This window comes from Aeromonas sp. 600276 (genome assembly GCF_049175815.1).
Lineage (GTDB): Bacteria > Pseudomonadota > Gammaproteobacteria > Enterobacterales > Aeromonadaceae > Aeromonas > Aeromonas dhakensis.
The window spans coordinates 17,933-31,487 of the sequence record NZ_JAAKVU010000011.1 but is presented as its reverse complement, the minus strand read 5'-3'; the positions used below and the strand labels follow the sequence as shown (position 1 = coordinate 31,487).

Here is a 13,555-nt window from a genome sequence, read left to right as displayed (position 1 = left end):
TGTTACCGAGCAATTTTCTTAATGCAAAAAAACATCAAGAAAAAATAGATTATATAGTTTAGTACATATGCCATGTTTGCTCCTAATACACCATATTGTGTAACCAATCCATGAGTTAACGCAACAAGACTAGCAGTAAACATAATCTCGGTCGCGATATACCATTTTATGGCTCCACGGGATAACATCGGATAGGCATATAACCAACTGGCAATTTTAATAACATCACCGGTTAATTGAACAGAAAACAACTCACGTGCGAAACGAAATTCATCAGTGAATAAAAGAGAAATAATTACATCACGTAGCAAATACACACCAAAGGCCATAACGGCAACAATTGGTATAATTATACTAGCCGTTTTATGTATCTCACTAAGAATTGTATCCACACTAGTTAACGACGCCAAACGTGGTAAATAATAAGTGCCTAGAGCCATGGTGATCACCCCTAAATAGACTTCAGAGATTTTATAGACCGCTTGCCATTGGCCAGTGGTATCCCACCCAACTTGGTCAATTAAAATATTGCGCACCAAAATTAACGATACCGGCACAGTCAAAGCGCTGGTGATTGCCATTAACATATAGCCACCGATCTGTTTGCGGGCTTTGGGATCAACAGCCCCCCACCAATAACGTAATTTAAACCAGGGCTGACGCAAGTTGGCAATAAGCATGACTATGCCAATTAAAGCTGCTTGCACTGCGGCTGCTAACAGGGCACCTTGAATGTTATAAAGGGTGATCATTGAGAGCATCACACCACCAGAGATCGCAGCAGAAAGCATGCCAAGACCTATATAACGGCGATATTGCTGCTGGCCATTAATTACGGAGTTAAACAGGGTACCGATGGCAGTAGAAGGTAAGACGCAGACTGTCACCATCACTACCCAAGCAAGCTGAGGGTCTTGAAATAGCCAAGCAGCTATCGGTTGGGCCAATAACAACCCCGTAGGGATGGCAAAGCCTGAGATAATCAACACCCATTGCAGTGCTGCGCGCCACCAAGGTGCACAGGCAGAAAAACCTTGCTCTTTATATTCTGCGGTAAAACGCACCACTCCACTACCGACAGGAGCATTAATAATGCCGTTTAAACTACTAACCATACTTTGCACTTGGCCAAGCATCGCCATCCCAGTGGGGCCGGTATAAACGGCCACCACCTTGGCAATCACGAACCCCATCGCCATTCTGAGCAAGGTCAGTAACCCTGTCATAGCGGTGACTTTGAGCAAACGCTTCATGCATTGAATCCATTTACAGCAGCAATCACTCGTGCAACTGCCTCTTTACTCATCGTCGGATCAAGTGGCAAAGAGAGAACTTGCTGATGAATTGTCTCCGTCACTGGCAGAGAGATGTGATTCCATTGGCTATATGCCTGCTGTTTATGGGGTGCAATGGGATAGTGAATCAGGGTTTGGATACCTTGTTCAGTTAAATATTTTTGCAATGCTTCACGTTGCTCACAACGCACAACAAACAGATGCCAAACATGTGCTAGCTCATCGATAATATGAGGTAATGTTACCAGTGGATTTGTGATCCCAGAGCGATAAGCATGGGAAATTTTTTGGCGACGAATGGTTTCGGCCTCCAGATAGGGTAACTTTACACGCAACATGGCCGCCTGAATCTCATCAAGACGGCTATTTACCCCCTGATACAGGTTTTCATACTTCTTATGAGAACCATAATTACGTAAAGCTTTTAGTGTCTGCGCAAGCTCATCATCATTGGTAGTGATAGCACCAGCATCACCAAGAGCCCCAAGGTTCTTGCCGGGATAGAAGCTAAAACCAGCTGCATCGCCCCAATTACCGGCACGCTTGCCATCGATTTCCGCCCCGTGAGCCTGAGCACAATCTTCCAGCACCAACAGATTATGCTCTTTAGCGATGGTCATCAACTCAGGCATAGGGGAAAGCCGACCATAGAGATGCACTGGCAAAATAGCTTTGGTATTGGGGGTAACGGCTGCGCGAACTACCACAGGATCGAGATTATAAGTATCTGAATCAGGCTCTACCAGCACGGGTACAAGATCATTTTCGGTAATCGCCAATATAGAGGCAATATAGGTATTGGCCTGTACAATGACTTCATCACCAGCCTTTAGCTTACCAAGCTGTTTCCAAGCTCGCAGCACCATGATCAAGGCATCTAAACCATTAGCCACACCAATGGTATGTTTGGAGCCACAATAAGCTGAAAATTCAGACTCAAACTGGTTTAATTCATCACCCATTATATACCAGCCAGAATCAATTACACGTGCACATGCATTTTTCAACTCTTGCTGATATGTACTATTTATAGATTTAAGATCAAGAAAATTAATCATTTTTATTCCTAAAGAAAGTTTAAAAGTCACAGGAAACGAATCAGCTTACTCCTCGCATTCATAACTGCTTCCTTTTCAATTTCAAAAAATATATCAAGATCATTTTCCGCTACAATCTTAGCACCCATTTTCTGGTGAAATGCTATCACCTTTATATTTTCTCGTCTTACATCAAAATGAGCTCTTTCAAAGCCTAATTTTTCAAAAGCTATTTGATACACAAGAAATGCGCTTTCCATGGCTGCGTATTTTGTTTTATTTTCATTTAAAATCCAGCTACCCCAACAGAAAGACTTTTTATCTTCAATGAAATCATATAATCTTACAGTACCGACTGCCTCATCATTATCATTTCTGAATATTATGAAATAATATTCATCACCTTTTTTCTCTCTTTCTTTATAATTACGAATCCATTCTTTTTGTTGTGCCACGGAACTACTGGTTTGAGATAAATGCTTATTTAAATTCCCGTTTGTTCTTAACGAAAGTATAAACTCAGCATCATCAATAGTGATTAATCTAAAGTTTATTGTTTTTGCTATTTCATTCATAAATACATCCCTGTTATTGAGCATTTGCTATCCTCAGGAAATCTTCATATTTTCTTATATAATCTGATTCATCATATAGCTGGTCTGCCAATACCATCAGTACACAATCATCAGAAAAGTCATGCATCTCCCGCCAAATAAATGATTCAATCAGCAGGCCTTGAGCTGGGTTATCAAGCAATATATCTACCCGTTCCTTAGCATTATCCAATACAAAGCGGCAAGACCCTCGAACGGCAATAGCCACTTGTTTTAATTCTCTGTGGGCATGAAAACCACGGCTTACCCCTTCTTTAGTATTGAATAAGTAATATACTCTTTTAACTGAGAAAGGAATATTTTTACCTTCTTCCAATGCTATTAAAGAACCACGTTCATCACCATGGGCTTGGAGTGAAATTAGTTTAATTTCCATGTTAAAAAACTTTTTTTAATTGTAGAAAGGGTTGAGCTTTTTTATCTTTTTCCGACAACAAGGCACCTTCAACAGGCCATTCAATGTTTAAGTCAGGATCATTCCACATAATCGCACCTTCACTTTCGTAATGATAATAATTAGTGGTCTTATATAAAAATTCTGCAGTCTCACTCAAAGTAACAAAACCATGAGCAAAACCTTCTGGAATCCAAAATTGTCGCTTATTTTCAGCAGACAAGTGCACACCAACCCACTGACCAAATGTAGAGGACTTACTACGAATATCGACAGCAACATCAAATACTTCGCCAACGACACAACGTACCAGTTTACCTTGAGCATAAGGGGGAAGTTGATAGTGCAGTCCACGAAGTACGCCCTTGCTGGACCTAGAATGATTGTCCTGAACAAATTTAACGCTGTAACCAATAGCCTCTTCAAATTCCTGCTGATTAAAGCTTTCAAAAAAGAACCCACGTTCATCACCAAATACCTTGGGTTCTATAATTTTTACATCGGGAATTTTTGTATTGATTATGTTCATTTTTCTCTTGAGTCTAAATTTTGAGATTACGAAACGGGTATTATGAACAGAAAGTGGAGGCTGTCAGTGACAAATACCATTCTCTATTAACCAATATCTATTCACTTACCAACCATCTTCAGCAGATATTGACCATAAGCATTCTTTGCCAACGGAGCCGCGAGTTCACGAACTTGGTCGGCAGTAATAAACTTCTGGCGATAGGCAATCTCTTCCGGGCAGGCCACTTTCAACCCCTGACGGGTTTCGATGGTCTGAATAAAGTTGCTCGCTTCAATCATGCTTTCGTGGGTGCCGGTATCAAGCCAGGCATAACCCCGGCCCATCATGGCCACCGACAGATTGCCTTGTTCCAGGTAGATACGGTTCACATCGGTGATTTCCAGCTCACCACGCGGCGACGGCTTCAGGCGCTTGGCGATTTCCACCACGCTGTTGTCGTAGAAATAGAGGCCGGTCACCGCATAGTTACTCTTGGGCTCCAACGGCTTCTCTTCCAGTGAAATAGCGGTACCTTGCTTATCAAATTCCACCACACCATAACGCTCAGGGTCATGCACATGGTAGGCAAAGACGGTGGCGCCACTCTCTTTGGCTGCGGCCGTCTCCAGCTGTTTCTGCAGGTCGTGGCCATAGAAGATGTTGTCACCCAGCACCAGCGCACAGGGGTCTGAGCCGATAAACTCTTCACCCAGAATAAAAGCTTGCGCCAATCCGTCCGGGCTTGGCTGTACCTTGTATTGCAAGTTCAGGCCCCATTGGCTGCCATCCCCCAGCAGTTGCTCAAAACGGGGGGTGTCTTGCGGGGTGCTGATGATCAAAATGTCGCGAATGCCCGCCAGCATCAGGGTGCTGAGCGGATAGTAGATCATCGGTTTGTCATAGATGGGCAGTAGTTGCTTGCTCACTGCCATGGTGACTGGATAGAGACGGGTGCCGGAGCCACCGGCCAGAATAATGCCTTTACGTTTGGTCATAATGCTTGTTTCTTATTTTAAATTTCAAAAGAGAGGGTGGCTTGACACCACTCCTTTCTGTTTTATCCCTGCCAGCCAGGGACGCGTTCAACACATCCCTGGCCAGTGATTTATTTGCCCAGGATCTCGGTCAACATCCGCTCCACACCGACGGTCCAGTCCGGCAGCACCAGATCGAAGGTGCGCTGGAATTTGCTGGTATCCAGGCGGGAGTTATGTGGGCGTTTGGCCGGGGTCGGGAAGGCGCTGGTCGGCACGGCATTGAGTTGCGTGACCGCCAGTTCAACCCCCGCCTCTCTGGCGTTGGCAAACACCAGCTGGGCGTAGTCAAACCAGGTGGTGGTGCCGGAGGCAATCAGATGATACAGCCCGGCGACCTCGGGCTTGCTCTGCGCTACACGGATCGCATGAGCGGTGCAATCGGCCAGCAACTCGGCACCGGTCGGGGCGCCAAACTGGTCATTGATGACCGACATTTCGCTACGCTCCTTGCCAAAACGCAGCATGGTCTTGGCAAAATTGGCGCCGCGGGCAGCATAGACCCAGCTGGTGCGGAAGATAAGATGACGAGAGCAGAGTGCTGCCCCTTGTTCCCCTGCCAGCTTGGTTTCGCCGTACACATTCAGTGGTGCGGTCGCATCGGTTTCCAGCCAGGGGCGCTCACCACTGCCATCGAACACATAATCCGTGGAGTAGTGCACCAACCAGGCCCCCAATGCCTCCGCCTCTTTGGCGATAGCGGCCACGCTGGTCGCGTTGAGCAACTCGGCAAACTCCCGCTCGCTCTCGGCTTTGTCTACCGCAGTGTGGGCTGCTGCGTTCACGATGACATCCGGCTTCACCAGGCGCACAGTCTCCGCTACGCCGGCCGGCTTGCTGAAGTCACCGCAATAATCGGTCGAGTCAAAATCAACGGCAGTGATCCGCCCCAGCGGGGCCAGTGCTCGTTGCAGCTCCCAGCCAACCTGACCATTCTTGCCAAACAGCAGAATATGCATCAGGCACGCTCCCCATAGTTTTGCTCGATCCAGGATTGATAGGACCCGCTCTTCACATTGTTGACCCACTGCTGATTATCCAGATACCACTGCACTGTCTTGCGGATACCGGATTCAAAGGTCTCTTGCGGTTGCCAGGCGAGCTCGGCGCTCATCTTGCTGGCATCGATGGCATAGCGGCGATCGTGACCGGGGCGGTCGGCGACGTAGGTGATTTGATCGCGGTAGGAGCCGGCCTTGGGCACCATCTCGTCGAGCAGATCACAGATGGTATGAACGACGTCCAGGTTCTGTTTCTCGTTATGACCGCCGATGTTGTAGGTCTCGCCGATGGCACCAGTGGTGACCACGGTATAGAGCGCGCGAGCGTGATCTTCCACATAGAGCCAGTCACGGATCTGGTCGCCCTTGCCATAGACAGGCAGCGGCTTGCCATCGAGCGCATTGAGGATGACCAGCGGGATCAGCTTCTCGGGGAAGTGGAACGGGCCGTAGTTGTTGGAACAGTTGGTGACGATGGTCGGCAGGCCGTAAGTACGGCGCCAGGCGCGCACCAGATGGTCACTGGAGGCCTTGGAGGCAGAATAGGGGCTGCTGGGGGCATAGGGGGTGGTTTCGGTAAAGAGCGGCAGTGCCACACCGGGGACGACTTCATCCGGATGGGGCAGGTCGCCATATACCTCGTCGGTGGAGATGTGGTGGAAACGGAAGGCCGCCTTGCGTACCTCGTCCAGACCGTTCCAGTAGGCGCGAGCGGCCTCCAGCAGCATGTAGGTGCCGACAATATTGGTCTCGATGAAGTCGGCAGGGCCTGTGATGGAGCGATCGACGTGGCTCTCGGCCGCCAGGTGCATCACGGCATCCGGTTGATGCTGGGCAAACACCCGATCCAGTTCGGCGCGGTTGCAGATATCCACCTGCTCAAAGGCATAACGTTCACTGTTTGCGACACTGGCCAAGGATTCCAGGTTGCCCGCATAGGTGAGTTTATCGAGGTTGATAACTGAATCGTTGGTATCCCGAATGATATGACGAACAACCGCCGAGCCGATAAAGCCTGCGCCACCAGTGACAAGAATCTTCATAGTTATGCTCTTGAAAAGTAATAGAAATTCGGTTCTTTTTGAACCAGTTACCATTGTTCATGGTGGTGAAAATGCTCGCTCAAATGGCGGATTTCTGACACCAACCACGAAAAAGACAATAGCTACCGCCCCTGGGTTACAGCCCCCAGATTGCTGCTTTTGACCGGATTGTGTGTGCTGTTGGCCATAGCGCCCTCCAGCTTGGGAAAATTCTGTCACCGCTCCCTGATGACAAAAGTGCGATTTCTCTTGCACATTGAACATGCCAGTTTACAAAAAAACCGCCGTCAATCGTTGCCATGCCCCAAGGGCAAAGTCCGGATTTTAGCGCCTTTCCAGGCCGCTTGAACAGCCATAACAACCCTTCTTAAAGTAAGCGATTTACGCCCTCTCCCGTAGCGGTTCTCTGCTCTTCCAGCAGAAGAAGATGATCTGCCAACCGCCAACAAAGCCTCTTTTGAGGCCAAAAAGGTCGTTACCAGCCGGATTCAAAAGTAAAAATAGTGACAAGCGACGCATTAGTGCGGAGCGCGCTCACAAGACCGCCACTTTTTGCCAATCCGGATGGAGACACGTAACACTTTCTTACAATTGCCCCCCGCCGCACACGTAAAAATTCAGCTCTTCCACCAGAGTCTGATACCGATCACAACTCTGTCTGCACGACGTATTATGTCACTTGAGCTTCATATGTATATGTTTTTGCAGCAAACAAACAGGGCGAACCTGATGGTTCGCCCTGTTACGGTAAGATAACGCAAGGAGGAAAGTGTGGCTACTGTCAGCTTTTTCCTTTGCCACCCTCGCTATCGGAAGCTTGCCAGCCACCACCGACGGCCTTGTAGAGCGCGACCTGGTTGCTGAGCTGCGCCAGACGGGTAGTGATCAGCCCTTGTTTGGCGCTGAACAGCGAACGCTGGGCATCGAGCCGGGTAAGATAACTGTCCACCCCCTTCTCGTAGCGTACCTCTGCCAGCTTGAAGTAGGTCTGACTCGCCTTCACCAACTCCTGCTGGGCCTGCAGTTGCTGCTGATAGTCAGCCTGGGCGCCGAGCGTATCCGCCACTTCCTTGAAGGCGGTCTGGATGCTCTTCTCGTAGCTCGCCACCGCCTGCTTGGTGCTCACCTCGGCTACGTCCAGATCCGCGATGCGCTTGCCACCGTCAAAGATCGGCAGGTTGATCTGCGGCATGAAGGTCCAGGTACCGGTGCCGCCGTCAAACAGCCCGCTCAACTGGTTGCTGGCAGTGCCCGCCGTCGCGGTCAGCGAGATGGTCGGGAAGAAGGCCGCACGGGCGGCGCCGATATTGGCATTGGCCGCTTTCAGGCTGTGCTCGGCCGCCAGGATGTCCGGGCGCTGTTGCAGCAGGCTGGAGGGGGCCCCCACCGGGATGGCCGCCAGCTGCACCTCGGCCAGGGTCGCCGGCTCGGTCATCAGCGCGGGGACACCAGTCCCGAGCAGCAGCGCCAGGCCGTTGCGATCCTGCTTCACCTGTCGTTGGTACTGGGCCAGGCTCACCTTGGCGCTCTCCAGCGCGGTACGGCCCTGGGCCAACTCCATCTCGGAGGCGGCCCCCAGCCGGTACTTGTGCTCGGTCAGACCATAGCTCTCCTGCTCGGTGGCCAGGGTCGCCTCGCTCAGCGCGAGCAACTCCTGATCCGCCAGCAGGGTGAGATAGGCGTTGGCCACCGAGGCCACCAGGGCGATCTGGGTGCTGCGCTGGGTCTCCACCTGCGCCAGATAGGTCTCCAGCGCCTGATCTTTCAGACTCTGGATCCGGCCGAACAGGTCCAGCTCGTAGGCGGTGATGCCGATGTTGGCGCCGTACTGGCTGCTGATGGTGCCCTGCCCCGTGCTGCTGAGATCGTCCGATCCCTGCTGGCGGGTACCCGAGCCATTGGCCGCCAGGGTCGGCAGCTGGGCCGCCCGCTGGATCCGGTATCTGGCCTCGTAGGCCTCCACGTTGAGCGCCGCGATACGCAGATCCCGGTTGTTCTCGAGGGCCGTGGCGATCAGCTGCTGCAGGGCGGGATCGAGGAACTGCTGGCGCCAGGAGGAGACGGCCGCCTCCCCTGCCGGGTTGCTCTGCCAGGTGGCGCCTTGCGGCAGCTCGGGGCGCTGGTAATCGGGGGCCATGGAACAGCCCCCCAACAGCAGAGTCACGCTCAAGGCGATCAGGGTCTTAGTCATGTTTGATCTCCTCGGCATGGGCCAGACGCGCTTGCTTGGTGCTGTGTTTGGTGAAATAGCGCATCACCAGCACGAAGAACAGCGGCACAAAGAAGATGGCCAGCACGGTGGCACTGATCATCCCCCCCATCACGCCGGTACCGATGGCGTTGCGGCTGCTGGCGCCGGCGCCGGTACTGATCACCAGCGGCAATACGCCGAGGATGAAGGCGAGCGAGGTCATCAGGATCGGACGCAGACGCAGGCGCGCCGCCTCCACCACGGCTTCGCTCAGCCCCATGCCCCTGTCATAGAGCTCCTTGGCGAACTCGACGATGAGGATCGCGTTTTTGGCCGACAGCCCTATGGTGGTGAGCAGGCCCACCTGGAAGTAGACATCGTTCTCCAGCCCGCGCAGGGTGGCGGCCACAATGGCCCCCAGCACCCCGAGCGGCACCACCAGCATCACCGAGAACGGAATGCTCCAGCTCTCGTAGAGGGCGGCCAGACAGAGGAACACCACCAGCAGCGAGATGGCGTACAGAGCTGGTGCCTGGGAGCCCGCCTGCCGCTCCTGATAGGAGAGACCGGTCCACTCGATGCCGATGCCTTCCGGCAGCTGCTTCACCATCTGCTCGATGGCGGCCATGGCGTCACCGGTACTCTTGCCCGGCGCCGCTTCCCCGACGATCTCCATCGCCGGCACGCCGTTGTAACGCTCCAGCCGTGGCGAGCCGAAGCTCCAGTCGGTGCTGGCAAAGGCGGAGAAGGGCACCATCTGACCGGCGCTGTTGCGCACGTACCAGAGCTTGAGATCTTCCGGGTTCATCCGGAAGGGGGCATCTGCCTGCAGATAGACCTTCTTGACCCGGCCTCTGTCGACAAAGTCGTTCACATAGGCAGAACCCCAGGCACTGGAAAGCGTGCTGTTGATGTCGCTGATGGAGAGCCCCTGCGCCAACGCCTTCTCGTAGTCGATCTTGATGTCGAGCTGAGGGGTATCTTCCATCCCGTTCGGGCGCACCCGCACCAGGTTGGGATCCTGCGCCGCCATGCCGAGCAGCTGGTTGCGCGCCGCCATCAGCTTATCGTGGCCGACGCCGGCCCGATCCTGCAGATAGAAGTCAAAGCCGGTCGCCGTCCCCAGCTCCGGGATTGGAGGCAGGTTGAAGGCGAACACCTGGGCTTCCTTGATGCTGAACAGGTAGCCCATGGCGCGGCCGATGATGGCATTGGCGCTGCGATCCGGCGTGTTGCGTTCCTTCCAGTCTTTCAGCTTGATGAAGGCCATGCCGCTGTTCTGGCCGCTACCGGCGAAGCTGAAGCCCGCCACCGTCAGCACGGAGTCGACGTTCTCCTTCTCGTTCTTCATGAAGTAGTCGCGCATGTCGGCCAGCACCACCTCGGTGCGCTGCTTGGTGGCACCGACCGGCAGTTGCACCATGGACATGATGACCCCCTGATCCTCTTCCGGCAGGAAGGAGGTGGGCATGCGCATGAACAGGATGGCCAGTACCGCCAGCATGGCCGCATAGATGATGCCGTAGCGCACCCCTTGCTTGACCACCTTGCGCACGCCGCTCTGGTAGCGGTTGGCGCTGGCGTCGAAGGCCCGGTTGAACCAGCCGAAGAAACCGCGCTTGGCACCGAACTCGCCATGCTTGATGGGCTTGAGCAGGGTGGCACACAGGGCCGGAGTCAGGATCAGCGCCACCAGCACCGACAGCACCATGGCCGAGACGATGGTGAGGGAGAACTGGCGATAGATGGCACCGGTGGAGCCGCCGAAGAAGGCCATCGGCACGAACACCGCCGAGAGCACCAGGGCGATCCCCACCAGGGCGCCGGTGATCTGGGTCATCGACTTGCGGGTCGCCTCGAGCGGAGAGAGATCCTCCTCGCTCATCAGGCGCTCCACGTTCTCCACCACCACGATGGCGTCATCCACCAGCAAACCGATGGCCAGCACCAGACCGAACATGGTCAGGGTGTTGATGGAGAAGCCGAACGCCGCCATGACGCCGAAGGTCCCGAGCAGCACCACGGGCACCGCGATGGTCGGGATCAGGGTGGCGCGGAAGTTCTGCAGGAACAGATACATCACGCAGAACACCAGGAAGATCGCCTCCACCAGGGTCTGCACCACCTCCTCGATGGAGATCTTCACGAACGGCGTGGTGTCGTACGGATAGACGATCTCCATGTTGGCCGGGAAGTAGGCGGAGAGCTCGCCCAGCTTGCCACGCACCTTCTCGGCGGTATCCAGCGCGTTGGCACCGGTCGCCAGCTTGATGGCCACCGCCGCGGTGGGTTGCCCGTTGTAGAGCGCCTCGGCATCGTAGCTTTCACCGGCCAGTTCGACCCGGGCCACGTCTTTGAGCCGTACCTTGGAGCCGTCCTGGTTCACCCGCAGCAGGATGTCGTTGAACTGCGCCACGGTGGAGAGTCGGGTCTGCCCCATGATGGTGGCGGTGAACTGCTGATCGGTCACCGCCGGGGTGCCCCCCAGCTTGCCGAAGGCCACCTGGGTGTTTTGCGCCTTGATGGCGGTCTGCACATCCCCCGGGGTCATCTGCACCCGGTTGAGCTTGTTGGGATCGAGCCAGACCCGCATGGAGTATTGGCTGCCGAACAATGTGATGTCCCCTACCCCGTCCAGACGACTGAGCGGCTCCTTGATGTTGGCCACCACGTAGTCGGCCAGGTCATCGTTGGTCATGGCGCCATCTTTGGAGATGAAGGCGGCCACCATCAGGAAGCTGCTGGAGGTCTTCTGGACCCGGATCCCCTGCTGCTGCACCTCTTGCGGCAACAGCGACATGGCTTGCTGCAGCTTGTTCTGCACCTGTACCTGAGCGATGTCAGGGTCGGTCCCCGGCTGGAAGGTGAGGGTGACCGATACCCGGCCGGAGGAGTCCGACTGGGAGGACATGTAGAGCAGGTGATCCAGCCCGGTCATGTTCTGCTCGATGATCTGGGTCACCGAGTCTTCTACCGTCTTGGCGGAGGCGCCCGGGTAGCTGGCGGAGATGCCCACCGCCGGCGGCGCAATGCTCGGATACTGGGCAACCGGCAGGCCTATGATGGCCAGGCTGCCCGCCAGCATGATCACCAGGGCGATCACCCAGGCGAAAATGGGTCTGTCTATGAAAAATCGTGCCATGAGGCGACTACTCCATCCTACTTGTTGACCGGGGCATTGGCCGGCGCCTGGGCAGACGGCGCAGCGGCGCCCTGTTCAGCCGGCGCCACGACGACCCCGGGTTTTACTTTTTGCAGGCCGGCGACGATCACCCGCTCACCCGCCTTGAGACCGGATTCCACCACCCAGTCACTGCCGACAATGCGGCCCAGCTGCACTTCACGCAGCTCCACCTTGTTGTCCGCCGTCACCACCATCACGGTAGCGCCGCCTTTCGGGGTACGGGTCACCGCGGTCTGCGGCACCAACAGCCCTTCGGCGCGCTCGCCCTCCTGCAGGGTGGCACGCATGAACATGCCGGGCAGCAGCAGCTGATGAGGGTTGGGGACGATCACCCGCAGGGTCACCATGCCGGTGGTCTCATCCACGGTCACGTCGGAGAACTGCAGCGAGCCCTCTTCCCCATAGGTGGAGCCATCTTCCAGCTGGAAGCTCACCCGGGCGCCTTTCTGCTCGTCCTGGGTCAGCTTGCCGGTCGCCACCTGGCGCTTGAGGCGCAGCAGATCGGCGGTGGACTGGCGCACGTCCACATACATGGGATCGAGCTGCTGGATGGAGGTGAGGCTGTCGGCCTGCTGGGCCGTCACCAGTGCCCCCTCGGTCACCGCAGACTTGCCGATGCGACCGCTGATGGGTGCCGTGATGCGGGTGTAGGCCAGGTTGATGTTGGCACTTTGCAGCGCCGCCTTGGCGGCACCGATTTCGGCCAGCTGCTGCTTCCAGGCTGCATCGGCGTCGTCATACTCCTGGCTGCTGATGGCCTTCACCTTCACCAGCTCGGCATAGCGCTTGGCCTTGAGGCGGGCGCTCTGCTCGTTGGCCTGCGCCTTGGCCAGGTTGGCCTTGGCACTGGCGACGGCGGCCTGATAGACGGCGGGGTCGATCTGGTACAGCAGCTGACCGGCCTTGACGTCGCTGCCCTCGGTAAAGAGGCGCTTGAGAATGATGCCGCTCACCTGGGGGCGCACCTCGGCGACCCGCAGCGGGGCGCTGCGGCCGGTCAGCTCGGTGGTGAGCTGCAACGGCGCCGTGTGCAGGGTGACGACATCCACCGCAGCCGGCGGCATCGCACCGGGTCCTTGCTGGGCGGGGCCCTGTTCGCCGCAAGCGGTCAGCAGACCGCTCGCCAGCAGCGCAAGGCCGACTGAACGTGCGAGAATATGTTTATGCATGAAAAACCTGAGCCTCTGTCTATCAATGAAAAACCACAGGGTTTATAGGACCCGGTTGGTAAAATTGGAAAGATGAGGCAAT

11 protein-coding genes are annotated in these 13,555 nt (G+C 54.9%); all 11 read right to left on the bottom strand.

Features of this window, described 5'->3' with window-relative positions; genetic code table 11:
* Positions 1-2: 2 nt before the first annotated feature.
* The 11 genes from G5134_RS12375 to G5134_RS12325 all read right to left on the bottom strand — a co-directional run bounded on the left by G5134_RS12375 (position 3) and on the right by G5134_RS12325 (position 13,473).
* On the bottom strand, positions 3-1,253 hold the full coding sequence (locus G5134_RS12375; protein ID WP_065016983.1) for an O-antigen translocase: 1,251 nt from the start codon (positions 1,251-1,253) through the stop codon (positions 3-5).
* Positions 1,250-2,353 carry a DegT/DnrJ/EryC1/StrS family aminotransferase gene (locus G5134_RS12370; RefSeq protein WP_065016982.1) on the bottom strand — a complete coding sequence of 368 codons (1,104 nt, stop codon included), beginning with the start codon at positions 2,351-2,353 and terminating at the stop codon, positions 1,250-1,252. Before G5134_RS12370 ends, G5134_RS12375 begins: the two co-directional genes overlap by 4 nt.
* A 26-nt stretch (positions 2,354-2,379) precedes the next feature.
* Positions 2,380-2,907, bottom strand: coding sequence for a GNAT family N-acetyltransferase (locus G5134_RS12365; RefSeq protein ID WP_065017048.1), 528 nt, complete (start codon positions 2,905-2,907; stop codon positions 2,380-2,382).
* A gap of 13 nt (positions 2,908-2,920) precedes the next feature.
* On the bottom strand, positions 2,921-3,322 hold the full coding sequence (locus tag G5134_RS12360) for a sugar 3,4-ketoisomerase (RefSeq protein ID WP_082969904.1): 402 nt from the start codon (positions 3,320-3,322) through the stop codon (positions 2,921-2,923).
* A 1-nt stretch (position 3,323) separates the two neighbouring features.
* Positions 3,324-3,869, bottom strand: coding sequence for a dTDP-4-dehydrorhamnose 3,5-epimerase (rfbC, locus tag G5134_RS12355; RefSeq protein ID WP_082969903.1), 546 nt, complete (start codon positions 3,867-3,869; stop codon positions 3,324-3,326).
* Between the two features lie 101 nt (positions 3,870-3,970).
* Positions 3,971-4,846, bottom strand: coding sequence for a glucose-1-phosphate thymidylyltransferase RfbA (gene rfbA, locus G5134_RS12350; protein WP_065016980.1), 876 nt, complete (start codon positions 4,844-4,846; stop codon positions 3,971-3,973).
* A 110-nt stretch (positions 4,847-4,956) separates the two neighbouring features.
* The gene (gene rfbD / locus G5134_RS12345) at positions 4,957-5,844 is read right to left on the bottom strand and encodes a dTDP-4-dehydrorhamnose reductase (RefSeq protein WP_017783932.1); all 888 of its coding nucleotides are present in this window, start codon (positions 5,842-5,844) and stop codon (positions 4,957-4,959) included.
* A complete protein-coding gene (rfbB, locus tag G5134_RS12340) occupies positions 5,844-6,929 on the bottom strand; it encodes a dTDP-glucose 4,6-dehydratase (protein ID WP_065016979.1) in 1,086 nt (361 codons plus the stop codon). Before rfbB ends, rfbD begins: the two co-directional genes overlap by 1 nt.
* Before the next feature lie 781 nt (positions 6,930-7,710).
* Entirely contained in the window at positions 7,711-9,120 is a 1,410-nt protein-coding gene (locus G5134_RS12335) for an efflux transporter outer membrane subunit (RefSeq protein ID WP_065016978.1), read from the bottom strand.
* Positions 9,113-12,262, bottom strand: coding sequence for an efflux RND transporter permease subunit (locus G5134_RS12330; RefSeq protein WP_065016977.1), 3,150 nt, complete (start codon positions 12,260-12,262; stop codon positions 9,113-9,115). Before G5134_RS12330 ends, G5134_RS12335 begins: the two co-directional genes overlap by 8 nt.
* 17 nt (positions 12,263-12,279) lie before the next feature.
* A complete protein-coding gene (locus tag G5134_RS12325; protein ID WP_065016976.1) occupies positions 12,280-13,473 on the bottom strand; it encodes an efflux RND transporter periplasmic adaptor subunit in 1,194 nt (397 codons plus the stop codon).
* Between the last annotated feature and the right edge of the window lie 82 nt (positions 13,474-13,555).

Excerpts from the sequence above, each read along its gene's own strand:
- G5134_RS12325 (WP_065016976.1), bottom strand. The coding sequence starts at position 13,473 with ATGCATAAACATATTCTCGCACGTTCAGTCGGCCTTGCGCTGCTGGCG.
- rfbD (WP_017783932.1), bottom strand. The coding sequence starts at position 5,844 with ATGCATATTCTGCTGTTTGGCAAGAATGGTCAGGTTGGCTGGGAGCTG.
- G5134_RS12365 (WP_065017048.1), bottom strand. The coding sequence starts at position 2,907 with ATGAATGAAATAGCAAAAACAATAAACTTTAGATTAATCACTATTGAT.
- G5134_RS12360 (WP_082969904.1), bottom strand. The coding sequence starts at position 3,322 with ATGGAAATTAAACTAATTTCACTCCAAGCCCATGGTGATGAACGTGGT.
- rfbC (WP_082969903.1), bottom strand. The coding sequence starts at position 3,869 with ATGAACATAATCAATACAAAAATTCCCGATGTAAAAATTATAGAACCC.
- G5134_RS12370 (WP_065016982.1), bottom strand. The coding sequence starts at position 2,353 with ATGATTAATTTTCTTGATCTTAAATCTATAAATAGTACATATCAGCAA.
- rfbA (WP_065016980.1), bottom strand. The coding sequence starts at position 4,846 with ATGACCAAACGTAAAGGCATTATTCTGGCCGGTGGCTCCGGCACCCGT.
- rfbB (WP_065016979.1), bottom strand. The coding sequence starts at position 6,929 with ATGAAGATTCTTGTCACTGGTGGCGCAGGCTTTATCGGCTCGGCGGTT.
- G5134_RS12330 (WP_065016977.1), bottom strand. The coding sequence starts at position 12,262 with ATGGCACGATTTTTCATAGACAGACCCATTTTCGCCTGGGTGATCGCC.
- G5134_RS12375 (WP_065016983.1), bottom strand. The coding sequence starts at position 1,253 with ATGAAGCGTTTGCTCAAAGTCACCGCTATGACAGGGTTACTGACCTTG.
- G5134_RS12335 (WP_065016978.1), bottom strand. The coding sequence starts at position 9,120 with ATGACTAAGACCCTGATCGCCTTGAGCGTGACTCTGCTGTTGGGGGGC.